Consider the following 22,385-nt stretch of genomic DNA (forward strand, 5'->3'; position numbering starts at 1 on the left):
CACAGTAGAACATGCGCGTGCGGGTGCCGTAGCAGCCTCCGCTCGGATTCGTGTGTGCGTCGCACAATGACCCCTACCTTCCAAGTCTGGATACCGCCCTGGTTGAGCCCGCACGTACCGGGATCGCCGGTCACGCACAGGCTCAACCGACAGACAGGAGGCGTGGCCACGCCGAAGCGCTCGACACACCCCACACGAGCACCATCGGCTGTGCGACAACCGACGATGCTCAATGGCCATGGCAGCCGGTGGGCATGTGACTCGCTTCGAGGCGACAACGAGCGGCGACTCCTGTCAGGGCCGGGGATCCGGCCACTCCACTATCGAGGTCGCCGGATCCGGCACCGGCGCCGAAACGTCTCGATTGGGTCAACAGTACTCCCTATTCACGCTGATCGCCGGGTAGAGAAGAAACTCCTACCGGCAAAGGCGCGCGCGTATCGAATCCACGGCAAGCGGACGAGAACGTGACGTCGCGAAGCTCGTTTCGCCTCTCACCGCTGTCCTGTCCCGGCTGGCCTGGTTCAGCAACCACCAGACTCGCGGTCTCGGTCACACCGGCGATCATCGCGGGGCACTCCGCCATCGACCCATCGACCGCGGCCACTAGCCGCCCATCGATCGCCCCCGCAGGAGACGACGACGGCTTCAACCTCAGCCGCAACAGCACATGTCTGCCGGACGAGAACGCGCGCCGCTGCCCGCCCCGCCGATCAGCACACGGCCACGTCGCCCCTACTGTCCACAATAGACTCAGCATTCCCGGGGCCAGTCCGGCCGAACACATTCCTCCGCGGTGACCGACATCCGCGCCAAGTGCGGCCCGCCAAACGCGGTGGCCATCGCGACGTCGGGGGCGTCCCTGCCGCGACCGATCGGCACCCGTCCTTTGCGAGGTGTGTTGTTGCGGGTAGCGCGCGAGAATGTTCAACACACGGCAGAAGGAGATCGCCAGGTGGGTGCAGTCCCGGCAGCGCCGAACCCCGACGCGTTGACATCCGCCGCGGTGGACGTCGCGGTGGAACTGCCGTACCGGAAGGTCAGGTGTTCATGCACGTGCCAGCAGATCCGCTGCACGCGCCGGTAACCGGGACCAAGCCTCGTCGCCGAGCACATCAGGCAGGCAGTACCTGCTCGGCAGGGTGTGGACGAGGACATCATCCGGCAGCCTGTCCGGGCGGCACCTCTGCCGCGTCCTCGGCGACGTCATCAACCGCATCCGGTACCTCGGCGAGTGCCTCGTATCCCAGGTCGCGATAGTGGCGTACCGGTACATCCGGCTGCATCAACCACCGCTCGACGGTTGACCCGCGCTCCGTCACCGTTGGGCTGCACCTGGAACACGGTGGGCGTCTCGACCTCGGCCCGACAGTCGAAGGCGCACCCGATCCGCAGCTATCGGGTGTGCTCAGCCATCCCGGCGAGATGGAGCATGATCGGCTTCGCGGGCGGTCCGGTCGAGATCCGCGAGGCGCAGGCGGTAAACCTGCAACCGCAGACCGAAGTACTTGTCCGTCTCACCGACCCACTGCATGCCGTTGCGGCGAACCGTTGCCGCCGCGCGGCTGTTGCCCGGACGCACGACGGCGAAGATCTCGTCGACGTCCTGACCCAACGCCCACCCAGCCAGGGCGTAAGTCGCCTCGCTGGCGTAACCGTTACCCCACATGCCCGGATGCAACTGCCAGCCGATCTCCATGTCCTCGTTGCCAGGCGGCAACGGCAACAGAATCGCACCGCCGATCACCTGTCCATCGGCGCTGAGTTCGATCGCCCACCTGCCCGCGGGCGGCGGCATCCTGGCGTCCTCCGCCACCCACTGCTGCAACAGCAGACGCATCGCCGCCACATCCGGCACCCGGTCCATCACGGGGCTGAGCCAGCGAGCCACCGCCGGGTGCCCATAGACCTCCAGCGCGGCAGGCGCGTCGTCCTCGCGCCACGGCCGCAACGTCAGGTGCTCGGTGGTGAGAACGGTTGGTGTGTCGAGCAACTGGACTCCAATTCCCGGCCAAGAACCCGACCGGACGCACGTTCGCGAAGGTATGCCGTGGCAGCCCTGTGGCCCGGCTTCTTCTCTGACGGAAGGTCCAGCCAGATTGCACAGACGCGGAATACGGGTCGAAGGTCGCGTACTCGGTGGGAACCTCGTCCCAGCCATCAAACCGGCCGACATGAGCGTCGTCGAAAACGATGTGAGCTTGACTGCTCACACACGACGAGCCTCCGACACCTCGACAGTACACCCCATCAGCCACGATCGGTCATTTCACCACGAAAGACCCAGCCGGCGGCGGCGACAGCTCCCCAGCCGCGCTGCGGTCCCGGCTGGGCGATGTCTCCATGTCCACCGGGCCGAAGTGCGATGCGACACCGGGCACGTCGTGGGAACGAATCGCGCGCCGGCCGAGTTGTAGCGAGTGGGCTTCGGCTCCGGCGGCAACGGTGGCGCGGAGATCTTCATGCGCGAGCCGCGAATCGGCGGAGGTCGGTCTCGTCACCCCACCTGTACACCGAAGACACCCATCGTGAAGGCGACCGGTCCCGTGAGCAAGGCAACGGGGCACATAGGTTTGGTCCTGCCTGGTCCGGAAATCCCATGACAGAGGACACCATCGTGTCCATACAGCTTGCTGCTCGCCCCAGCCCCCGGCGACAGAACCGATTCGCCGTTGCGGAGGTGGGTTCGAGTATGACAATGCGCGACGTCCACTCCGGCTTGCGACGAAACCTGAAGTTTCCGGCCATGTACCGGAAGTCCCAGGACAAGTGCCGCTTGTCCGGAAAGCAGTCACCATGACCACAGTGGACACGTCACTCCCGCACGTCGCTGATCCGCGGCGCGGCAGTGATTTCGCCCGGCTGTCCCGGGAGATCAAACAAGCCGGCCTGCTGGACCGGCGGCGGGGATACTACTTCGCGCGCATGGCCATCAACGTCCTGCTGCTCGCGGCAGGCGGGCTGGCCTTCGCACTGCTGGGCGACTCGTGGTGGCAGATGCTGACCGCGGCGTTCTTCGCGGTGGTCTTCACCCAGTTCGCGTTCATCGGGCACGACGCCGGGCACAAGCAGATCTTTCGCTCCGGCAGGCGCAACGACCTCGTCGGCTATCTGCACGGCGGTGTCACCGGGATCAGCTACCAGTGGTGGGTCGGCAAACACAACCTGCACCACGCCAACCCCAACCACGAGGACCGGGATCCCGACATCGAGATCCCGGCGCTGGCCTTCAGCCGCGAACAGTCCCGCACCAAACAGGGTATCCACCGGTGGATCACGAAGTACCAGGCATTCCTCTTCTTCCCCCTGCTGCTGCTGGAAGCGGCCTTGCTGCGCATCACGAGCATCCAAGCGGTGCTGCACCGTGAGGTCAAACGCCCCTGGCTGGAAGCCGCATTGCTGACGATCCCGCTCGCGGGCTACCTGGCGGCGGTGTTCCTGGTGCTGTCGCCGTGGCAGGCGATTCTGTTCATCGTCGTGCACCAGGGTCTGATGGGCGTCTACCTCGGATGCTCGTTCGCCCCCAACCACAAGGGCATGCCCATCTTCACCAAGGAACAGCACCTCGACCACCTGCGCAAGCAGGTGCTGACCTCCCGCAACATCTCCGGCGGCCGATGGGTCGACGGTCTGCTGGGCGGACTGAACTACCAGATCGAACACCACCTGTTCCCCCACATGCCACGCCCCAACCTGCGCCGCGCCCAGCCCATCGTGGAGAACTTCTGCGCCCGCAACGGTATCCCCTACAGTCAGGCCACGTTGGCCAACTCTTACGCCCAAGTCCTGCGCCACCTGCACAACGCCGGTGCTCCTCTGCGCGATCGAACCGCCTGACGGACGCTGCGTGCCCGGGCAAGGCCGACCCGCGGCCGGATACCCGGCGGTTGGATCACCTGATCGAGCAAGCCCACACGCAGATCAGCGACCTGAACCGACTTCGAGCATTGGCTGCGAAGGAAGTGTTCAGCGGCGGAGCGTCCGAACCTGTCCGCTCCGAGCCGGACATCGAGGAGAGACGCACCAGCCTCATGCGCGGCCGGTGGCTGAAGTCGGTCGAGTACGACAGGCGCGGCCGCCCGAGGACGCCTGCGACTCGCGGCCGCTTTCCTGGAACCGCCGGCAGCGCGCCTGCCATGTACCGCGATCCCCGCCACACGCCTCCACGTACGCGAGCGTCACCTTCAACGTCGGCAGCTTCCTGCCGGCAGCCCCTCCGACAGCGTCGCCGCCGTGTAATGCGCGCGGCGCGCAAGCTCGCGATATCCCGGCCCTCCCGCGTTCTCCCGCAGGCAAAAGCCAGTCCACCCGACCGACCCGCTCCCTGTCAGGCGAGGCACCAGATTTCCGCCACCCGGCCGACTGGCTGTAGTGCGGACAGCGGCAACCGCCCAGTACCTGTTCCGGATATCAACACGAGTGACACCACCGCGACTGGTGTGTGCTGCCTTCCTCCTCGGCTCCCAAGGTATCGCAGCCGCAGCCGGCAGCGTGGACCGTACCCTTCGCCATGGCACCTCGGACCACTGGGGTGCGGCGGGTTTGCGGGTCGCTTCGGCGCGTTGGCTGTTGGTCCCTCGGGGGTTTCTCCTTGCTACTGGCCGGGGCCGGGTGCTGGGCGGTTTGGGATACTGCGGGCTGAGCAAGTGGTCAGCATCAAGGCAGGAGCAGGACGTGGGCGTCATCTTGGATGCCACTCCCGAGATGGGTGAGTGGAGCGTGGAGGTACGACGGGAGTCTGCCTACCTGCATGGGGTCAGCCCTCTCGGGCACGAACGTGACGGCGAGCCGGAACCTCGGCATGTGCCTCGCGTCCTGCGGCATCGCACCGTGCCGATCGACGGCACCGGTATCGCACCGGATGACGGGGTGGAACGCGGTATTGCGTTCGCCATCCCGGTCGAGGACGTGCGCAAGGTCGTGGCCGCGCTCGATCAGATCGTGGATCACGACGCCTATCGCCAGTTCGTCACCACCTCCCCGGATTGGGTGAAGTCCGGTGTGTGGTCGGCCCCGGTCGTGGACGGTGACCTCGTCCAGCTGTACGGGCCAGTGGTCCTCTATGGCGGGTCACGGGACGAGCCGTGGCGGTTGGGCGCGGTCAAACTGGCCTACAGTGACATCGCCGATCTTCGCCAGCAACTGAGCACTCTTGCCTGACCTGAGCTGTCAGCTCGTCTCGTCGTGTGCTGTGGGTGCGGCCGGGTCATCAGTGAGCCACACGCCGAGCACGGTGGATCCGCCGGGCGGCGCCAGTGCGGCGAAGGTCATGCCCAGCGGTCTTCCTCGGTGTGGGCCACTGGGCCACCTCGGTCTCGGAGGCCTCGGCGCGAGGCAGGTAGAGCCGGTGGTCGCAGACCTCGGTGTCGCTGATGAAGTTGGTCCAGTCGAAACACAGCGCGCGGACGTCGCCGCGCGGGACGCCGGAAATCTCGACGCGGTAGTTCTGCAGTCCTGCGCGGTTTCCGGAAAGGTCAGCCCACAACACTCGTGAGTTTGCCACGCATCCGCGTCCTCAATGGACTTGTCGCCGAATGCCGGTACACTGCCTGACGTGCAGCGATGACTTTCGAGCGGTACAGAGTCCTCCTCCGGAGACCTCAGCTTGATAGCTCCATCACGTCGGCTTCCAGGTCGTCGAGGTTTCCGCTCAGCAGGAACTGGCGCTTCTGCAGGACGCCCGCACCTTTTGTGACCACTTCTTCATGGCCTACAACCACGAACACCGCCATTCCGGAATCGGGATGCGACACATTTGCCTCCGTGCACCTCGGCACTGCCGAGCATATCCGAGCCCAGCGGCAGGCCATGCTCAACCAGGCCTACGCCGAGCACCCGCAACGCTTCACGCGCCGCCCCGACCACGTCAACCAGCCGACGTGCCTGGATCAACCGGCCGGTCGACCAGCCGCAGGCGGGCACTTGTCCTCGTCGGCCGACTGCCGCGCCGGGGGGATAGCCCGCCGCGCGACATCATCCAGGTGAGAACCCGTGGTCAAGATCAGAACACCACGAAATCCCCGGTCAGAACCGGCGCGCTTCACCGCGGACCGTCCTGCGTCATGTGCCGGATGGATTCCCCTCCCTTGCGGTGGTCCGCCCGTCCGGACTTGCTCTCGAGCACACTTTCGAGCTTGCGGATGGCGCCGTGGCACGCCTCGTCCACCGAGCCCGCATGGTGGGTGACCGCGACCGCCGGCCTACCCTCCGGGCGCGCCTCGATCACGCACCGCCGATCCACGCTGGCTGCACCGGTTGCGACTTCGTCGCTCAAGTGGACTTCCAGGCGGGTGATGTGGTCGCTGAAGCGCGACAGCGTCGACTGGAGTTCGGCCTCGAGCCGCTGGATCAGTTCGTCGCTGCCGTGGACGTTCTTGTCTGTGTTGATCTGAATGTGCACGCGGTGTTCCCTTCGAAGGCCGGTCTGATTCGCCGCCGACGCTCAGCGGTTCGGTGGTGTGCCTACGTTGGCCACGACGACGGGATCGGCTTCGGTCGGCGATGACGCGCGGGCGACGTCACTCAACCGGGCGTTGTTCCCGCGAGCCTACTTGTCCGGGCCGGGACGGCGCCGGACGACACGCTCTTGCAGGCGCGCCAGGTTCCTGGGCCGGCGTCGGATCTGCCGCGCCGACGCAGGCCTGGCGAATGCGGAGAGTGACCACTAGTTTGGCTGAGACACGACCGAATGCGGAGGAGAAGGTGCTCCACGAGTTCGAGCGGCGTGCCGCAGCAGCGTCGATCCGCACGGCCGATTCCCCTGTGGTTGACACCGACGAACTCACCAGGCTGCCGACCCGACTCCCTGGTGTGCACACCGAACTGTTCCGCGGAGCAGCCGCGTCGCATTGATGCCGCTGCGCGACGGAGTCTGGCTCGGCGAGATGCTCCGCAGACCGGATCGGTCGACGAAGTCGCGCAGTAGGCCGGTTGCCGGCAGCCGGTTCGTCCGACAGCGGTTGCTCGGTCGATCGGCTCGGCGTCAGACCGTCATGACCTTGCTCTTGTCGTAGAACTTTACTTCCCCGGTGTCCGGGAAGTGAACGCCGACACAGTAAACGTGAGCGTTACCGGAGCCGAAGCTTTTGCCTTCGTCGATAACGAAGCCGACATCTTCACGGTCGAGGACCTTCACTTGCCGCGGCCCCTGTCGTTCTTCACGTGCGAACTGCATGTCGTCTCCTGTTCAAAAGGGGGCCTTGTATGGCGATAGCACACTACGTGATCCCAACGCCCCGCGGAATACGGAAGAGGACCGACGTCGGTGGCCGGGTACGGCCACCCAGCCCGCCCGGCCGGGACAGCAACCGGGTGGTGCTGGCGCGCCGGGGAGAGTGTGCTGCCCGCTCCGGGCTGCGGTGGCCGGGTCCGCGGGCCGGGCTCCGGCGAGGTCATCGGAGCCGGCGACGCCGGAACTTTCCCGGCCCGACCGCGCCGTTGTTCACCGCGTGGCTGGCAGGCGGCCGGAGTCGATAACGACAACACATGAAATGACCAGCACGGATGAGGTTTCGGCAAGCTCAGGCACAACTCGCACCACGCCGACTCCACCTGTGCACGCCACGGAGTCGGCCGCGGCCAGATCGACGTTTCCGCCCGCCTGATCTGGCTGCTGGAGAAACTGGGCGGGGCCACCAAAGTCCGCTGGCCCCGGCCGGAGCGCCTGGCGCGCAAACTCAAGACCAGGACCACGCACTGATCAGCTGATGGCGTGCGATGACAGAGTCGTCACCGGCGCTGCTTTCGGCTGTTCGTCGAGGGAAACTCCATTGCTGGCAAGGATTTCCTCGACGGTGGCAACCGTGTCCGGACGGGACACGGACCTGAGCACCGCGCGAGCGACACCACCGGGTGTGGCGGGTGGCACGACCAGCAGCCGGATCTGTTTCTGGTCCGACCCGGTGAGCACCACGGTGTTCGCCTCCCCGGGCCTCGTCCGGAGCAGTCCAGTGACTGTCTTCGATGGACTGTCCACAACCGACTACGGCTTGATCGTCAGACGTAGCCTCGATCTTGCGCACATGGGCATGAGCACCTTCAGCCGAGGCCCCCGCCAGGAGCGTCCTAATAGGACAATGCCCTGACCGAGGAGGACACCATGATCGCTGTTCGTGCACCTGTACCGTCCAGCTGCCACCCGCGGGCTCCCGTGGAGCTGTCCAGCAGCCCACTGGTCACTCCGTTGACTGTCACGGCACATTCGGTCCGGCCCGGGGTGGCCGTGGTCGCGGTGCGTGGCGAGGTGGACTTGTTCACCAGCCCGCGGCTGACTGTCGCGCTCTTGGCTGTCCTGCGGCGCAGTTGCCCGCGGTTGGTCGTCGACCTCACTGAGGGTGACCTTCTTCGGCGCGGCCGGCCTCACCGCTCTGTTCACTGCCAAGGATGCGGCTACCGCTGTTGGAGCAAGTGTGTGCGTGGTCGCTTGCACCCGGCGGTCCTGCGGCCGCTGGAGGTCACTGAGCTGGACAGCGTGTTCGACATCTACCCGTACCTTTTCCACGCCCTCAGCGGTCTGAGTGGATAGCACCGTGCACGACCGCAGGGTCGCCGAGATCTTGTCGGCGGTCGAGCGCCGTGGCGGGGAACGGGTCACGCTGCCCGCCAGGTTGTGTCTGGAGGGTCTGTCGGTGTTGCCTGTCAGTGGCATCGGCGTGTGGCGCTGATGACCGTTGACGGCCCCAGCGGAGTGGTGCTGGCGAGCACCGATGAGCGAGCATGGCAGTTGGAGGAACTGCAATTCACGCTCGGTGAGGGGCCTTGCGTCGAAGCGTCCGGCAGTGGTCGCCCGGTCCTCGAACCAGACCTCGGACGGCGGGGCCGGCTCGCTGGCCGCGATTCGGCGAAGCCGTGCTGGACGCGGGTGTCCGCGCGATTTCGCGTTCCCGTTGCGGGTCGGCGCCATCCATGTCGGTGTGCTGGATCTCTACCGTGACACCCCGGGCCGCTCACCGCCCTTCAGCTCGACGAGGCGCTGGCTTTCGCCGACGCTGCGACGGCTGTGGTCCTGCACCTGCAGGACTACGACGAGCATGACCGCGCGCACGCGCCGCTTGCCGAGCCGATCGACAACCGCGCCGAGGTCCATCAGGCGACCGGGATGATCACGATCCAGCTCGGCATCACGCTGGCCGAGGCGCTGCTGCGGTTGCGGGCGCACGCGTACGCGACCGGCCGGACGGTCTCCGCCGTCGCCGCTGATGTGGTCAACCGCAAGTTGTGCTTCGATGACAGCGCATTCGGCGGTATGACACGGCAGGAACGGCCATGACGAGCAGGGAACAACTCATGCCAGCACATTCGTGGATCTGGCCGACACCTTGGTCGCGGATTTCGACGTCATCGACTTTTTGCACACCTGGCCACCCGTAGCGTGCAGCTGCTCGACGCGGACGCGGCCGGGATCATGCTGGCCGACGCACACGGTGACCCGCATGTGATGGCATCCTCCGCCGAGGAGGCCCGCCTGCTGGAACTCTACGAACTGCAGAACAACGAAGGCCCGTGCCTGGACTGCTTCCGGTCGGGACGCCCGATGGCTCAGGACGACCTGTCCGCAATGCGGACCGCGTGGCCCGCCTTCACCATGCAACTGCAGCAAGTCGGGTTCCGCTCCGTACAGGCACTGCCGATGCGGTTGCGCAGCGAGACGATCGGCTCGCTGAACCTGTTCCGGATCAGGCCTGGCCGGCTGAGCGACGCGGACCTGGGGATCGGCCAGGCGATGGCGGACGTGGCCACGGTCGGCCTGATGCAGGAGCGTGCCATCGCGACGCGTGAACTCCTGGCCACCCAGTTGCAGACCGCTCTGACCAGCCGTGTCCAGCTGGAACAGGCCAAGGGCGTGCTGGCCCAGCGCACCGGCCTGCCGATGGACCAAGCTTCCAGGTGATGCGTGCCTACGCCCGCAGCCGCAACCTCCGGCTGAGCGATGTCGCCGCGCAGATCATCAGCGGCTCGATCGGCGACGACCAGCTGCGCCAAGGCCCACACCAACCCTGAAGCCGTTCGCTCGATGGGCGCGCCGACAGTCGCGAATGCGGTCGCGGTGCCTCCCAAAGCGGAAGTCCATGGAAGGTTCTCCGATGAGCACTACCAATCCGCCGATCGTTGCCGGCGTGAACGGATCCGCGTCCGCTCAGCAGGCAGTTCTCTGGAGCGCACGCGAAGCCGCGCGCCGTAAGGCACCGTTCAGGCTGGTACACGCCACAGTGGCGATCGGGGGATACACCCCGGTGGCGTTGCCGCAGACGATGTACGACGCCGTGGCCAGTGAAGGTCGCGAGTCGCTCCGGCAGGCCGCGGAGTCAGTGCAGGACCTGGCTTCCGGGGTCGGCGTGTCGACGGATCTGCGCACTGGTTCGCCGGCTCAGATACTGGTCGCCGAGTCCCGGGCGGCGCGCGTGCTGGTGCTGGGTTCCCGCGGACTTGGTGGCTTCACGGGACTGCTTGTCGGGTCGGCGGCGGTCGCGTTGGCAGCCCATGGTCACTGCCCGGTCGTGGTGGTCCGCGCGGAGCACTCGACCAAGAAGCGTGGCCGGCCGGTGGTCGTGGGAATCGACGGTTCACCGGCGAGTGAGGCGGCGATCGGGTTCGCCTTCGAACAGGCATCGTGGCTGGGTGTTCTCCTTGTCGCCCTGCACACGTGGAGCGACACCATACCGGCGTCGGCAGTGCCCGAAGCCGTTGAGGAAGAGGAGCAGCGCGTGCTCGCCGGGTGGCAGGAGAAGTACCCGGAAGTGTCGGTGCAGCGCGTGTTCACTCCCGGCCGCCCCGCGCACAGCCTCCTCGTCCAGACGCGTGAGGCCCAGCTCGTCGTGGTCGGGTCACGTGGCCGCGGTGGCGTGAAGGGCATGCTGCTCGGATCCACCACCCAGGCACTGCTGCACCACTCGGCCTGCCCGGTGGCGGTCATACGATCGGAATCCGGGCACTGAAGACAGTCAGCTGGCGGTAATCCTTGCTGGGCAATGGTTTTAGGGTCGATTCGTCCTGCGGCTCGGGTATGGGCGCAACTGCCGGCCCGGCCGTGTCTGACGCGCCTTCTCTTCTCTGTGGCGACTGGCCATCGATCGGCCGTCGTGCGGATCGAGACCGAGAGCGTCGAGCAGCAGCAGACAATCGGCGGCATCGCTGGCCGTTGACGCCACCAGGCGAACGGCGCGATACCGTTCTTCTGGGCTCAAGCTGAAACTGTCCTGTGCCGCCCTGCGGAGAGTGTCATTGTGGATCACGACCGGGACTCCAATGCTGTCGGCCCAGCGCTGGGAGTCGCCGCGATGAGTCCGTCGACACTGCGGGCACCGAATGGGCGCAGCGGCGAACGGGTCCGACTCGGCATCACAGCCCCTTAGGCGCACTGACCACGAGTGTGGTTGCCGCCAGGGACCGGGGCGGGAAACGTTGTAACTCTTGCGAAGAAGTCTGCGTGGTGCACGCGTTGGCTTCGTTCCCGCTTCAAGGCTAACCGGTGCGTCAACCGGGTCAAAGCCCGGGCGCTTCTCGTCCGATGTGGACGGCGGCGAGAGTGATTCGGATGGCCGCCTTATACCTCACGTCGCGCCGTTCGCGGAGAAGATGCCACCTTCGTGTAGCAGGCCCGGCACGGTCTTCTGGTTGATCCCGGCGCTCTCTGCGCGACCTCGCGGCATTGGAACTGCGCGCACCACACCCCAGCCGGCGAGTGGCACCGGGGTAGGACCCGGCGGCTGTGATCGACGGCAGGATGGCCGGTGCCGGTTGTCGGCTCACGAGCCAGAAATCCTTGCGGCGCAGGGGTTCCCGGCCGTCATTGATCGCAGCCGAAGTCTGCTGTTACGATCCGCACCGTAATTGAAACGTTGCAATCCCTATCGTCCGTTATGGCCCGGCAGGCGTGGAAGGTCGCAGATCGGTATACGTGCGAGTGGAGTCCACATGTGTTGCGTGACGTGGCCGTGACGCTGGGATGACGGGGCTTTGCCAACGTCGACGGGTGCCCGACTCGTCGACGAAGGGAACGGGCCGATGCCGGACTATCGGGCCCCAGGGGTCTACATCGAGGAGCTGCAGGCGACCGGACCGATCTCCGGGGTGGGCACCAGTACCGCGGCGTTCATCGGGCCCGCACTCCGTGGCGCCATCGGACAACCGATCAAGGTCACCAGCTGGACGCAGTTCACCGGCACGTTCGGCGCCTATATCAGCGGCCCGCGCCGCTACCTCGCGCACGCGGTACGGGGTTTCTTCGACAACGGCGGGACGGTCGCCTACATCACCAGGGTTGGCACCGCCCGACCGGCCAGCCTCAGGCTCACCGACCGAGCGGCTCCCGCCGGGACGGCACTGGTGGTCACCGCACGGGAGGAAGGACCTAGCGGCCACAATGTCGCCGTCGCGGTGCGCGAGGCGACGGTCGTCACCGGCGCCAAGATCCTCGTGGCGAGTGCGGCCAACGCCTCCGGCGAGGGCAACACGGTGACGATGCAGAAGCCGGAAGACGCGGCGCTGTTCCTGGTCGACGACATCGTCGATGTCGGTGGCCAGCGAGTTCAGGTGGCGCGAGTGCGTGGCAAGGAGCTGACGCTCACCACGAGTTTGCCTGCCAAGATCCCCGCGGCCACCGTACGGCTGGCCGACACGGTCGCCGACCAGCGGCGGCTGCGCGTCGCCGGATCGGGTATCGAACGCGGCAGCGTGTTGCTGCTCAAGCAGGGCGCCGTGTCCGAGTTCGTCTCGGTCGAGACGGTCAGCGGCGACGTGCTGACCCTCGCAAGTGGACTGACTAAGACGTATACGTTGAAGCCGGAAGACCCGGCGGTCGAGGTCAGCTCCGTGGAGTTCTCGTTGGACGTCACCGGCCCGGGCTCCGTCGAGCGGTTCGACAACCTGTCGATTGATCCTCGGCACAGCAGGTACTTCGAGCGCCTGGTGGACTCCGCACTGGTCGAGGTCTCGCTGCCGGAGGAGCCGAACCTGGCGGCCCCACCCGGCAATCTGCCGAAGAAGGCCGACGCCGCGAAATTGGCCGGCGGGGTGGCCGACGACCTGACCCAACTCGGCGCGAGCGACTACGACGCGGCGCTGGCCCGGCTGGCAAAGGTCGACGACGTGAGCCTGGTGTGCGCGCCGGACGCCGCGGCGGCCCCGGCGATCCAGCAACTTGTGTTGGCGCACTGCGAAAAGTTGCAAGATCGGTTCGCCATCTTCGACTGCGCGGAGAACGCCGACCCGCTCGATGCCGGTCCGACCGGCGTGCTGGCGCACCGCGCCGCGCTCGGTTCAGACCGGGGCTACGCCGCGCTGTACTACCCGTGGATCCAGATCGCCGATCCCGCCGGCGAGGGCACACTGATGGTTCCGCCCTCCGGCCACGTCGCGGGTGTCTTCGCGCGCAGCGACGCCGTACGCGGGGTGCACAAGGCACCGGCCAACGAGCCCATCACCGGGGCGCTCGGCCTGCGTCGCCTGCTCGATGACGTCGAGCAGGGTGAGCTGAACATCGAAGGTGTCAACGTGCTGCGGGTGTTCGGCGGCGGTGGGCGGCCCGTAGTGTGGGGTGCGCGAACGACGGCACCCGCGCACGAGACCGCGTGGCGATACGTCAGCGTCCGGCGGCTGTTCCTGTTCATCGAGGAGTCGATTCAGGAAGGGCTACGCTGGGCGGTTTTCGAGCCGAACGACCTCTCGCTGCGCAAGCGTCTCGAACGAACGGTCACCGAATTCCTCTCCCGAGTGTGGGGATCGGGAGCGCTTTTCGGAGCGTCTACGGCGGAGGCGTTCTACGTGAAGATCGACAACGAGAACAACCCGCCGGCCATTCGTGAGCTCGGGCAGATCGTTGTCGAGATCGGGGTCGCCCCCGTTCGGCCCGCCGAATTCATCGTGGTCCGGATCGGCATGACCCAGGGCGGATCGCAGGTCCGGGAAGGATAGGCGCGCGATGGCACAGACAGGCGCTCGGGTCGACCCTTACGCCAGTTTCAATTTCCTGGTCGAACTGGACGGGATCTCGCAGGCGAGCTTCCGGGAGTGCACCGGACTCGACGCCACCACCGAGGTCATCGAGACCAGGGAGGGCGGCGACAACGTGACGGTGCGCAAGCTTCCGGGAAAGACCACCTACACCAACATCACGCTGAAATGGGGGCTCACCGACTCCACCGAACTGTGGGCATGGCGGGCACAGGTGATCGAGGGCCGGCCGCAGCGCAAGAACGGCTCGATCGTGGTGTACGACCTGGCCAACCGGCGTGAGGTGGCGCGGTGGAATTTTATCAACGCCTGGCCGACGAAATGGGAGGGCCCCTCGTTCAACGCCAGCGGAAACGACATCGCGGTCGAGACCCTCGTGCTCGCGCACGAGGGAATCGCGCGAGCGTAGGTGATGACCATGTTCACCACTGAGCACGATTTCGAGCTTCCGTTGGGCTACCTGGATTCGAGCGGGACACTGCACAACCACGGTGTCATGCGGCTGGCGACGGCCGCGGACGAGATCCTGCCGATGAAAGACCCCCGGGTACAGGCGCTGCCGACCTATCTGATCGTCATCCTGCTTTCCCGGGTCATCGTTCGGCTCGGTTCCATTGCCGAGGTCAATCCTGCGATTATCGAGGGCCTCTTCTCGCAGGATCTCACATATTTGCAGGACATGTACAACCGGATCAACGGGCTCGCTCGGTCGAGCACGACCATGATGTGCCCTCATTGCCAGGAACTCTTCGATACGGAGATGTCCCCGCCGGGGGAATCGTCGGCTACCCCTTGGAGCGGGTCTACCAAGAGGTCGCCCTCCTCGGACAGCGTGTCCATTGGACCCACACCGAGCTCATGAACCTCGACCACACGGAACGCCGAAAGTGGCTGGCGACCGTCCTTGCCCAGACAGACGGGGGATGAGGTGCACACCGACACAGCAGGCGAGCGGCTGGCGGCACGGGTCAGGCAGTTGCGAGCGCGCCGGACGGCCACGATCGGCTGGCTAGCCGCATTCGACACCATGCTGAACCGGGCGAGCAGTCTCCCGACCCCAGCCACCAGCCCGCTCCGGCGGGCCGAGGCGGCGGTGCCACCTGCCTGGTCGGTGGAGCCCGACGCGGTGTCCTGGCCGCCGGCAGCCGAGCCCGCCCTTGCGATGCCCACCGAGGTCCGGCAACGCCTTCGGCCGGTGATCGGCGCCGGCATCGAACGCACAGCGATCCACATCGACGACCGCGCCGACGAGTTCGCCACGGCGCACGGCGCCGACGCGGTCACGGTCGGGCAGGAGATCCACTTCCGCACGGGGCGATTCCGCCCAACAGAGCCGGAAGGCCTCGCGCTGCTCGCGCACGAGGCGTGGCACGCGACGGCCGACCAGCGCGGCGGCACCACCCATCGGGCGACCGAAGGTGGTGCCGCCGAGGAGGAAAGCCACGCCATCGCCCTGGAAAGGGCGGTGCTGGGCGCCGCCCTGCCCACGTCGGCCACGAGCCCGGCACGCAACGGGTACCACGGCGCGACGGCCCACCGCACCCAGCCGGTCCGGCAGCCCGCCCGCCCCCCAGCCGCCCAGCCGCCGGCCACACCCGCTCCTGCCGACTCGCCCGCCGGCCGGCCGATGACGGCCGGCCGGAACCGGGATCTCGTTGTCCGGCAAGAAGATCAGCAGCGGGAAGGCCTAGACCCGGGGGTGTTGCGCGAGCAGCTCTACCGTGACGTGCTCCGCCAAGTGAAGATCGACATGGAGCGGGGTGGATAGCTATGCCGGTCCAGCTGTCCAAGGCGACGATCGTCAACACGCACTCCGGTGAGCGTGTGCCGGTGATGTACAACCCCGACGAATACCGGATCGAGCAGCGCAACGAGATCGCCGAGATCGGTGTGCCGGGCCTGGCTGTCTCCCCCGTTCAGTACGTCCGAGGTATGGCCCGGGCGCTGACCATGGAGCTGTTCTTCGATACCTACGAGCGCGCCGCCGACGTCCGAGGCCACACCCAACGCGTGGTGTCGTTGCTGAACCCGGCGCCGGGGACGTTCGCCCCGCCCGTGCTGCTGTTCGTGATGGGCCGGTTCGCCATGCAGTGCGTGCTTGCCGAGGCCGATCAGCACTTCACGATGTTCCTGCCGGACGGAACCCCGGTTCGAGCCCGCATGTCGGTCCGGTTCACCGAGTACGTGCGGGTCGAGCTTGAGGTGAGCTCCGGATTGTTCATCGGACCACCCACCGTGCACAACATCGCTGAGCGGGACACTCTGCCCAACCTGGCCGCCACCTACCTCGGCGACCCCGCGCGCTGGCGGGAGATCGCCGAGGCGAACGACCTCGACGACCCGCTGCGGCTGGCACCCGGCAAGCGCCTGGCGATACCGGGCAGGAGCACGACATGACCGCCAGCATCGCCCAGCTGGATACCTACGCGCCGCGCGCCGAGGTGCGGATCAGCGGCGTGACGCTGGCCGCCGACGTTTCCCGGCGGGTGTGCAGCGTGCGCTACGACAACAACCTCGAGCTCGCCGACATGTTCACCGTCGTGCTGGACAACGCCGACAATGCATTCACCGACTCGCCGCTGTTCGAACTGGGCAAGAACGTCGAAATACACCTTGGCTACGGCGACGAGTTGGAGCCGATGATGCTCGGCGAGATCGCATCGATCGAGCCGTCATTTCCGGAGTCGGGCGCGCCGACCCTGACGATCTCGGGGTACGACAAGTCGCAGCGGATGCGGCACGACATGCCGGATCGACCGTCGTTCCGGTTCACCAACGACGCCGCGGTGGCCGCACAGATCGCGCTCGAGAACGGGCTGATCCCGATTGTCGACCCGTCACCGTTCTTCCACACCATCCTGCCGCAGACCTCCACGGACATGGCGCTGCTGAAGGAACGGGCGGCGGCCAACTTCTTCGATGTCTACGTCTGGTGGGACAAGCTGTTCTTCCGGTTCCCGCGCCCGCAAACGGAGGCGGTGGTGCTCGAGTGGGGCACCAACCTGTCCAGCTTCCAGCCGAGGGTGTCCAACGCTGGGCTCGCCGGTATCCAGGTCGTCCGCGGCTACAACGAGGATCTCGCGCAGAGCATTGTCGGGGTGATGACCACGGCCGCGCTGGACCTCGACTCGATCGTGGAGCGGCTCGGCGAGGCCGCGCTCGGCGCGCTGACCGCGCTGGGCCGGCGGGTCGTGCGCGGGCGGCCGATCAAGTCGCCAGTCGACGCGTTCGCTCTGGCCAAAGCGATCCTGCAGGAACTGCTGGACGGCATGTATGAGGCGCATGGTTCGTGCATCGGGATTCCCGCGCTGCGGGCCAATACGTTCGTGTCGGTGCGCGGAGTCGGCAAACGATTCAGCGGGCTTTACCGGCTCAAGCAAGTCACCCATGTGCTGGACGGGCGCGGCTACCGAACCCAGTTCGAGGTGACCCAGCGAGCAGGCTCCAGCCTGCTGCAGTTGCTGCGCAAGGCGACGGTCGAGACGCCGCCGCCGAACCGGCCCGAGCCGTTCCCCGGTGTCGCGGTCGGCGAGGTGATGTTCACCGATCCCTTGCAGTACAAGGTAGGCGTCCACTTCCCGTGGTTCTCCGACCTCACCGACCTGATTACCGCCTCGTGCACAACGATGATGGCCGGAGCCGGCTCGGGTGCGTTCTTCCTGCCGCAGCCCGGGGACAAGGTGCTGGTCGCCTTCGAACACGGCAGCCTCGCGCATCCGTTCGTGATCGGCAGCCTGTGGAGTGTCACGGAGCCGAAGCCGGTCATCGGCGTGCCAGGCCTGAACACGGTCCGCAAGATCAAGACGCCGGGCGGGCACACGATCACCCTCGACGACACCCCGGCCGCGGAGAAGATCGTCATCGAGCACATCGCCGGCAGCTCGATCACCTTCACGCCCTTCGGGGACATCGAGATCACGGCCAAGAACGTGCGCGTCAAGGTTGCGGGCGTCATGGATGTCAGCGGGTTGGTGCCATGAACCCGGTCCTCACCGCTGCCAGCACTGTGACCTGCGCCCACCCGCCGGGCACAGTCCGGGTGACCGGGTCGCCGCGGCTGACCGTCGCGGGAGCCGGCGTGCTGACCATCAATGGTGTTCAGGGTGCGCCGCTGACCACGGTGGGTCCGCTGACGACGTGCGGATCACTACCGCAGGCCAATCCGCTGACCAAGAAGTGCGCCAGCGTTCTCACCGTGACCGGCGGGTTCGCGCCCAGGCTCACCGTCGGGGGCATGCCGGTCCTGGCGCAGGCGGGCTTCGCGGGCATGACCGACGGCGTCGTCGCCAACGTCGGGCCGCAACCCGGGCTCACGGCCATCGCCAACCAGGCGATGCTGACGGTCGGGTAGGTGATCATGGCAGCCGACAGCACCGTCGACTTCGGGCGCGGGATCGCCCACCCGCTGACGATCAGCCGGGGTGGCGGCGTCCTGGAGGCGGCGGACCTGGACAAGATCGAGCAGTCGATCCGGATCATCCTCGGCACCCAGCACGGCGAGCGGGCGATGCGGCCGACGTTCGGCGCGAACCTGGCCAGCCTCGCCTTCGCGCCGAACAACGCCGCGACCGCGAACCTGGCCCGCCACTACGTCGAGTCGAGCCTGTGGCGCTGGGAACCGCGCGTCGAGGTGCTCTCCGTGGTGGTCGGCAACGATGTCGACGGTGGGGCGCTGATGATCACCATCGACTACCGGATCAAAGGCACCCACCAGCGTCAGACGCTGGTGTTCCCGTTCGCGTTGGAGCCGCCGTCATGAGCCCGGCCGAGTCGGACCGCGGCCGGCTGATCGCGCCCGATCTGGACGACCGACGCTGGCAGGATCTCGTTGCCGAGACCACCGCGCTGATCGACCGGTACGCGCCACAGTGGACAGACCGGAGCCCGAGCGATCTCGGCATCACGCTGGTGGAGCTGTTCGCGTGGCTGGTCGAAGGGTTGATCTACAAGCTCAACCGGGTCCCGGAGAAGAACTACGTCGCGTTCCTCAACCTGCTCGGCATCCTCCGCGAGCCGGCGACACCCGCGCGGACTCTACTGACGTTCACGCCTCTGCCAGGGCAGAGCGCCACCGTGCCCGCCGGATCTTTGGCGCAGACCGAGGGATCCGAGTCGGTGGCGCCGGTCGTGTTCCAGACCGAGGCACCGTTGCTGCTCGTGCCCGCCACCGTCGAGATCGCCATGCTGCGCGGCGGTCAGTCCTGTGTGGACATATCGAGGACCTTCCTGCCGCCGGAGTCCTCCGGGGCCAGCGTCACGCTGGCGCCCAATGAGACCGCCAGCATCCTGCTCGGCTTCGACGTGGGGTTCGCCGGCGTCGAGCTCGAGGTGTACGCCGAGCTCGGCGGCCGGACCGAGGGCGCGACGGTGAGCGCGAGTTGGGTGTACTCCTCCGGCTCGCTCGACCCGACCGGGTGGCCCGCGCTCACGGTGGTCGACGACTCATCGAGCGGACTCACCCGCGCGGGCAAGGTGCGCCTGCGTCCCAGCGACAAACCGTGGTCCACACAGGACACGACGACCTGGTCGATCAGACCGCCGGCGCCGACCAAAACCCGCCGGTGGATCGGACTCCGGCTGACCAATACCACGCCACGCGCGGCGGACGGCGGCACTGACCGGATCAGCGTCGAGGTCAAGCACGTACTCCTCAACACCGTCGCGGCGAGCACGGCGCTGCTCGCCGGTCGGGTCGCGCCGGAAGACCTCGGTCTCGCGGGAGGCACCCGGCAGACCTTCGCGCTGCGCGGCCGTCCGGTGTATGCCATCCCGGTGAGCGGATCGCCGTACGCGCACGTGCGGGTCACCGTCGACGGTACCGAGTGGACGATGGCCGCGTCCTCCGCGACCGGGCCCGGCCGGTTCTACCGGCTCGACCCGGTCACCGGGGAGATCACCTTCGGGGTGAGCCCCGACTGGGAGTTGCCGGCGGCGGGCCTGCGGGTCACCGCGTCGTATCGGTACGTCGCGGCCAGCTCGGCCGGAAACGTGATTCGCGGCGCGGTAACCACCCTTGCCGAGGGCATTGCCAACGTGATCGCGGTGTCCAACCCGGTACCGGGAACCGGTGGCGTCGACGAGGAGCCCATCGAGCAGACGAAGGCGCGCGCGCCAACGCTGCTGCGGACCCGGGATCGCGCGGTGACGGCGGAGGACTACGAGTTCCTCACCCGGCAGGCCGCGAGCGAGATCGTCATCGTCCGGTGCCTGCCCCCGCGGGTGCACGACGATCACACGCCATGGACCTATGCCACGTTGCAACGGGCCCCCGGCAACGTGAACGTCATCATCGTCCCGGATCTGGGCCGGGATGAACCGCGCCCCGAACCCTCGATCGCGCACATCCATCAGGTTCTGTCTGCTTTGGACAGCCGGCGCGATGTGACCGCGTTGCTCAAGGTCACCGGCCCACGCTACCTGCCGATCAACGTCAGGGTGGAAGCCATCCTGTTCCAGCGGGCCGTCGACCAGGGTCTGATCCCCAGTGCCCACGCCGAGTACGCGGCAATCAGCGCCCGAGTCGAACGATTCCTGCATCCGGTGCACGGCGGGCCCGGCGGGCACGGATGGCAGGTAGGCCAGAGCATCTACCTTGCCGACATCTACCGGGCCATCAAGCCAGACGACCGGGTCGGCTACATCGCCGACCTGGGCCTCACCCCGGGTACTCCGCTCTATCACGACGTGACCACCGGGCCGTTCACCCAGGCCGAGCGCCCGTTCGCGCTGCCGACGGGTAAGGCCTCCCACGTCCGCGTCGCCGACTACGAGCTGATCTGTTTCGGCGAGGCGGACGTGCCGCCGCTGGACCTGGAGTGATGAGATGAGCTCTCGGGACGGATACCTCGCCTACCTGCCGCCGGTCCTGTGGCCCGGCGAGCAGCCGTTGCTCGGCAAGCTGCTGAAGGGATTCCAGAAAGTCCTCAGCGGGCTCGACGATTCGGTTGCCATCGAGCACAGTGTTGATGGGAAAGTCCATACCCATCGGGGCGTCGGGCCGACGATCGACTCGCTCGCCGACCTACTCAGTCCTGAATGGACGGAGAAGCGATTCCTTGAGTGGCTGGCCGGTTGGCTCGGCCTCGAGCTCCAGTCTGGATGGGACGAGCGTCAGCAGCGGACCGCGATCGCCGAGATGGTGCGAATCTACGCGCATCGCGGCGCCAAGGACGGCTTGGCCCGGTACCTCGATCTCTACGCGGGCGCCGCGGCCCGGCAGCGCATCGTGATCGACAACGGCGCCAAGATCCTCTTCGCCGATCTGCGGCCCGACCGAGAACCGGCCGTGCACGCGCTGCTGTCGCAGGGTGCGCACCCGCGGCCGGACGGGACCCTCGCCTATTCGGGACTGGTCAGCCCGCAGTGCGTCGCGCGTACTCCGGACGGTCACCTGCTGGTCGGCGACGCCGGCGGGCCCGGCGACAAACCGCCCGGTCCAGGCGTCTGGCGGATCACCCGGAGCGGTGACTACGCCGACCACACCGAGGGTCCGGCTCGGACACCCGCACCGCTCGGACCGGCCAACTGGCCGCCCGCCACGCCGATCTGTCTGGCCGCTGCGGCCAGTGCCGGAGCCTGGCAATTGTTCGTGCTGGATGTCGAGCTGCGGTTGTTCCGAATGTTGTCCACCGATGTGCATGCCGCGCAACGACTCACGGTGTCGCCCGCGCTCTCGATCGACCCCGCCGCGATGATCGCGGATGGCGGCCACCTGCTCGTTCTCGATCGCGACGGAGCCATTGTCGATCTCGACCTGTCCACCAATCCGGTGGTCGCCACGACGCGATTCGTGTCCGGCTTGGTGCAGCCGCGCTCGCTGATGGTCACGCGGGCCGGCACCCTGATCGTCGGCGACGCCAGCAACCAGAATTCGGCCACTCCCGGCGATCTGGTCACGGTCGATCGGAGCAACCCGGCGAACTGGGTGGGCACCTCGTTGCTCACCGGGCTTGCTACCGGGGCCAACCCGCTGGTCGCTCCGTACGCCATCGCCGAGGACGCCGACGGTGGCGTGTTGGTGTTGGACGTCGGGCTCCGGCCGGATCGCCACGGAACCGAGCCGTATCTGCGCACCACGATCGAACCCGCCGCCGTCTACCGCGTCCACCTCGGTTCCGGGCCGAGTGTCACCAGCGTGACCGGCGGCGGCCAGCTGGTCTTTCCCCGAGGAATGGTGCTGCACAACGGCATCGCCTACCTCTGCGACGGCGGCGATCCCAACGATCCGAAGGTGGTGGACGGCGAGCGGAACTTCCGGACGGCGGCCCACGAGTTCGGTGTGATCGTTCATTTCGACAAGGACAACACCTCCGCCGAGCACCAGCGATCCGTCGTACGCGGAATCGGCGAGATCGTCGACCGGGAACGTCCCGCGTCGACACTGCCGACATACCTGGACGCGATCGGCGCCGGGTAGGCCCACTGTCCAAAGGAGA

General features: G+C 67.1%; 24 protein-coding genes and 1 pseudogene. 17 read left to right on the plus strand and 8 right to left on the minus strand.

Annotated features, from left to right (window positions below):
• Positions 1–1,157: 1,157 nt before the first annotated feature.
• Complete coding sequence (locus AB0J95_RS45740) at positions 1,158–1,322, minus strand: hypothetical protein (RefSeq protein ID WP_364772327.1); 165 nt, start codon at positions 1,320–1,322, stop codon at positions 1,158–1,160.
• An 86-nt stretch (positions 1,323–1,408) separates the two neighbouring features.
• Positions 1,409–1,993, minus strand: coding sequence for a GNAT family N-acetyltransferase (locus tag AB0J95_RS45745; RefSeq protein WP_364772329.1), 585 nt, complete (start codon positions 1,991–1,993; stop codon positions 1,409–1,411).
• An 803-nt stretch (positions 1,994–2,796) separates the two neighbouring features.
• Between AB0J95_RS45745 and AB0J95_RS45750 the strand changes: the two genes are divergently transcribed.
• Together AB0J95_RS45750 and AB0J95_RS45755 are read left to right on the plus strand one after the other, a co-directional pair.
• Entirely contained in the window at positions 2,797–3,837 is a 1,041-nt protein-coding gene (locus AB0J95_RS45750; RefSeq protein ID WP_364772332.1) for an acyl-CoA desaturase, read from the plus strand.
• A gap of 837 nt (positions 3,838–4,674) precedes the next feature.
• Complete coding sequence (locus tag AB0J95_RS45755; protein WP_364772334.1) at positions 4,675–5,160, plus strand: hypothetical protein; 486 nt, start codon at positions 4,675–4,677, stop codon at positions 5,158–5,160.
• 49 nt (positions 5,161–5,209) lie between these two features.
• Here the strand turns inward: AB0J95_RS45755 and AB0J95_RS45760 are convergent, their stop codons facing one another.
• The 4 genes from AB0J95_RS45760 to AB0J95_RS45775 form a co-directional block, all read right to left on the minus strand.
• Positions 5,210–5,503, minus strand: a complete 294-nt coding sequence (locus AB0J95_RS45760) for a hypothetical protein (protein ID WP_364772336.1) — start codon at positions 5,501–5,503, stop codon at positions 5,210–5,212.
• Between the two features lie 97 nt (positions 5,504–5,600).
• Complete coding sequence (locus tag AB0J95_RS45765; RefSeq protein WP_364772339.1) at positions 5,601–5,732, minus strand: hypothetical protein; 132 nt, start codon at positions 5,730–5,732, stop codon at positions 5,601–5,603.
• 308 nt (positions 5,733–6,040) lie between these two features.
• Positions 6,041–6,400 carry an HPF/RaiA family ribosome-associated protein gene (locus tag AB0J95_RS45770; RefSeq protein WP_364772341.1) on the minus strand — a complete coding sequence of 120 codons (360 nt, stop codon included), beginning with the start codon at positions 6,398–6,400 and terminating at the stop codon, positions 6,041–6,043.
• Between the two features lie 582 nt (positions 6,401–6,982).
• A complete protein-coding gene (locus AB0J95_RS45775; protein WP_364772344.1) occupies positions 6,983–7,174 on the minus strand; it encodes a hypothetical protein in 192 nt (63 codons plus the stop codon).
• 339 nt (positions 7,175–7,513) lie between these two features.
• Between AB0J95_RS45775 and AB0J95_RS45780 the strand changes: the two are divergent.
• A pseudogene (locus AB0J95_RS45780) lies at positions 7,514–7,699 on the plus strand (acyl-CoA desaturase); the annotation flags it as partial.
• Here AB0J95_RS45780 and AB0J95_RS45785 read toward each other — a convergent pair.
• On the minus strand, positions 7,700–7,975 hold the full coding sequence (locus tag AB0J95_RS45785) for a DUF5994 family protein (RefSeq protein ID WP_364772346.1): 276 nt from the start codon (positions 7,973–7,975) through the stop codon (positions 7,700–7,702).
• A gap of 89 nt (positions 7,976–8,064) precedes the next feature.
• Positions 8,065–8,328 carry a hypothetical protein gene (locus AB0J95_RS45790; protein ID WP_364772348.1) on the minus strand — a complete coding sequence of 88 codons (264 nt, stop codon included), beginning with the start codon at positions 8,326–8,328 and terminating at the stop codon, positions 8,065–8,067.
• 200 nt (positions 8,329–8,528) lie between these two features.
• Here AB0J95_RS45790 and AB0J95_RS45795 point away from each other — a divergent pair, with 200 nt between their 5' ends.
• The 14 genes from AB0J95_RS45795 to AB0J95_RS45860 all read left to right on the plus strand — a co-directional run bounded on the left by AB0J95_RS45795 (position 8,529) and on the right by AB0J95_RS45860 (position 22,366).
• Positions 8,529–8,663: a hypothetical protein gene (locus tag AB0J95_RS45795; protein ID WP_364772350.1), complete on the plus strand. Its 135-nt coding sequence runs from the start codon at positions 8,529–8,531 to the stop codon at positions 8,661–8,663.
• A gap of 335 nt (positions 8,664–8,998) precedes the next feature.
• Positions 8,999–9,268 (plus strand): ANTAR domain-containing protein, encoded by a 270-nt coding sequence (locus AB0J95_RS45800; protein WP_364772352.1) that lies wholly within the window; start codon positions 8,999–9,001, stop codon positions 9,266–9,268.
• A gap of 102 nt (positions 9,269–9,370) precedes the next feature.
• A complete protein-coding gene (locus AB0J95_RS45805; protein WP_364772353.1) occupies positions 9,371–9,889 on the plus strand; it encodes a GAF and ANTAR domain-containing protein in 519 nt (172 codons plus the stop codon).
• 193 nt (positions 9,890–10,082) lie between these two features.
• Complete coding sequence (locus tag AB0J95_RS45810) at positions 10,083–10,934, plus strand: universal stress protein (protein WP_364772356.1); 852 nt, start codon at positions 10,083–10,085, stop codon at positions 10,932–10,934.
• 1,069 nt (positions 10,935–12,003) lie between these two features.
• On the plus strand, positions 12,004–13,911 hold the full coding sequence (locus AB0J95_RS45815) for a phage tail sheath subtilisin-like domain-containing protein (protein ID WP_364772358.1): 1,908 nt from the start codon (positions 12,004–12,006) through the stop codon (positions 13,909–13,911).
• Between the two features lie 7 nt (positions 13,912–13,918).
• Positions 13,919–14,359: a phage tail protein gene (locus tag AB0J95_RS45820; RefSeq protein WP_364772360.1), complete on the plus strand. Its 441-nt coding sequence runs from the start codon at positions 13,919–13,921 to the stop codon at positions 14,357–14,359.
• Between the two features lie 9 nt (positions 14,360–14,368).
• The gene (locus AB0J95_RS45825; protein WP_364772363.1) at positions 14,369–14,812 is read left to right on the plus strand and encodes a hypothetical protein; all 444 of its coding nucleotides are present in this window, start codon (positions 14,369–14,371) and stop codon (positions 14,810–14,812) included.
• A 66-nt stretch (positions 14,813–14,878) separates the two neighbouring features.
• Positions 14,879–15,718, plus strand: coding sequence for a DUF4157 domain-containing protein (locus tag AB0J95_RS45830; protein ID WP_364772365.1), 840 nt, complete (start codon positions 14,879–14,881; stop codon positions 15,716–15,718).
• Between the two features lie 2 nt (positions 15,719–15,720).
• A complete protein-coding gene (locus AB0J95_RS45835) occupies positions 15,721–16,347 on the plus strand; it encodes a hypothetical protein (RefSeq protein WP_364772368.1) in 627 nt (208 codons plus the stop codon).
• Positions 16,344–17,930 (plus strand): phage baseplate assembly protein V, encoded by a 1,587-nt coding sequence (locus AB0J95_RS45840; protein WP_364772370.1) that lies wholly within the window; start codon positions 16,344–16,346, stop codon positions 17,928–17,930. The genes AB0J95_RS45835 and AB0J95_RS45840 overlap by 4 nt, the downstream gene beginning before the upstream one ends.
• Positions 17,927–18,301 (plus strand): hypothetical protein, encoded by a 375-nt coding sequence (locus AB0J95_RS45845; protein WP_364772372.1) that lies wholly within the window; start codon positions 17,927–17,929, stop codon positions 18,299–18,301. The genes AB0J95_RS45840 and AB0J95_RS45845 overlap by 4 nt, the downstream gene beginning before the upstream one ends.
• Positions 18,302–18,307: 6 nt before the next feature.
• Positions 18,308–18,709, plus strand: a complete 402-nt coding sequence (locus AB0J95_RS45850) for a GPW/gp25 family protein (protein ID WP_364772374.1) — start codon at positions 18,308–18,310, stop codon at positions 18,707–18,709.
• A complete protein-coding gene (locus tag AB0J95_RS45855; RefSeq protein WP_364772376.1) occupies positions 18,706–20,769 on the plus strand; it encodes a baseplate J/gp47 family protein in 2,064 nt (687 codons plus the stop codon). Before AB0J95_RS45850 ends, AB0J95_RS45855 begins: the two co-directional genes overlap by 4 nt.
• 4 nt (positions 20,770–20,773) lie before the next feature.
• Positions 20,774–22,366, plus strand: a complete 1,593-nt coding sequence (locus tag AB0J95_RS45860; RefSeq protein WP_364772379.1) for a phage tail protein — start codon at positions 20,774–20,776, stop codon at positions 22,364–22,366.
• The last annotated feature ends 19 nt before the right edge of the window (positions 22,367–22,385 follow it).

The sequence above is a fragment of the Actinocrispum sp. NPDC049592 genome (genome assembly GCF_040675465.1).
Classification (GTDB): domain Bacteria; phylum Actinomycetota; class Actinomycetes; order Mycobacteriales; family Pseudonocardiaceae; genus Kibdelosporangium.

Coding starts and splice junctions, on each gene's coding strand:
- AB0J95_RS45750 (WP_364772332.1), top strand. CDS start 2,797: ATGACCACAGTGGACACGTCACTCCCGCACGTCGCTGATCCGCGGCGC.
- AB0J95_RS45765 (WP_364772339.1), bottom strand. CDS start 5,732: ATGGCGGTGTTCGTGGTTGTAGGCCATGAAGAAGTGGTCACAAAAGGT.
- AB0J95_RS45775 (WP_364772344.1), bottom strand. CDS start 7,174: ATGCAGTTCGCACGTGAAGAACGACAGGGGCCGCGGCAAGTGAAGGTC.
- AB0J95_RS45810 (WP_364772356.1), top strand. CDS start 10,083: ATGAGCACTACCAATCCGCCGATCGTTGCCGGCGTGAACGGATCCGCG.
- AB0J95_RS45815 (WP_364772358.1), top strand. CDS start 12,004: ATGCCGGACTATCGGGCCCCAGGGGTCTACATCGAGGAGCTGCAGGCG.
- AB0J95_RS45820 (WP_364772360.1), top strand. CDS start 13,919: ATGGCACAGACAGGCGCTCGGGTCGACCCTTACGCCAGTTTCAATTTC.
- AB0J95_RS45825 (WP_364772363.1), top strand. CDS start 14,369: ATGTTCACCACTGAGCACGATTTCGAGCTTCCGTTGGGCTACCTGGAT.
- AB0J95_RS45835 (WP_364772368.1), top strand. CDS start 15,721: ATGCCGGTCCAGCTGTCCAAGGCGACGATCGTCAACACGCACTCCGGT.
- AB0J95_RS45840 (WP_364772370.1), top strand. CDS start 16,344: ATGACCGCCAGCATCGCCCAGCTGGATACCTACGCGCCGCGCGCCGAG.
- AB0J95_RS45845 (WP_364772372.1), top strand. CDS start 17,927: ATGAACCCGGTCCTCACCGCTGCCAGCACTGTGACCTGCGCCCACCCG.
- AB0J95_RS45850 (WP_364772374.1), top strand. CDS start 18,308: ATGGCAGCCGACAGCACCGTCGACTTCGGGCGCGGGATCGCCCACCCG.
- AB0J95_RS45855 (WP_364772376.1), top strand. CDS start 18,706: ATGAGCCCGGCCGAGTCGGACCGCGGCCGGCTGATCGCGCCCGATCTG.
- AB0J95_RS45860 (WP_364772379.1), top strand. CDS start 20,774: ATGAGCTCTCGGGACGGATACCTCGCCTACCTGCCGCCGGTCCTGTGG.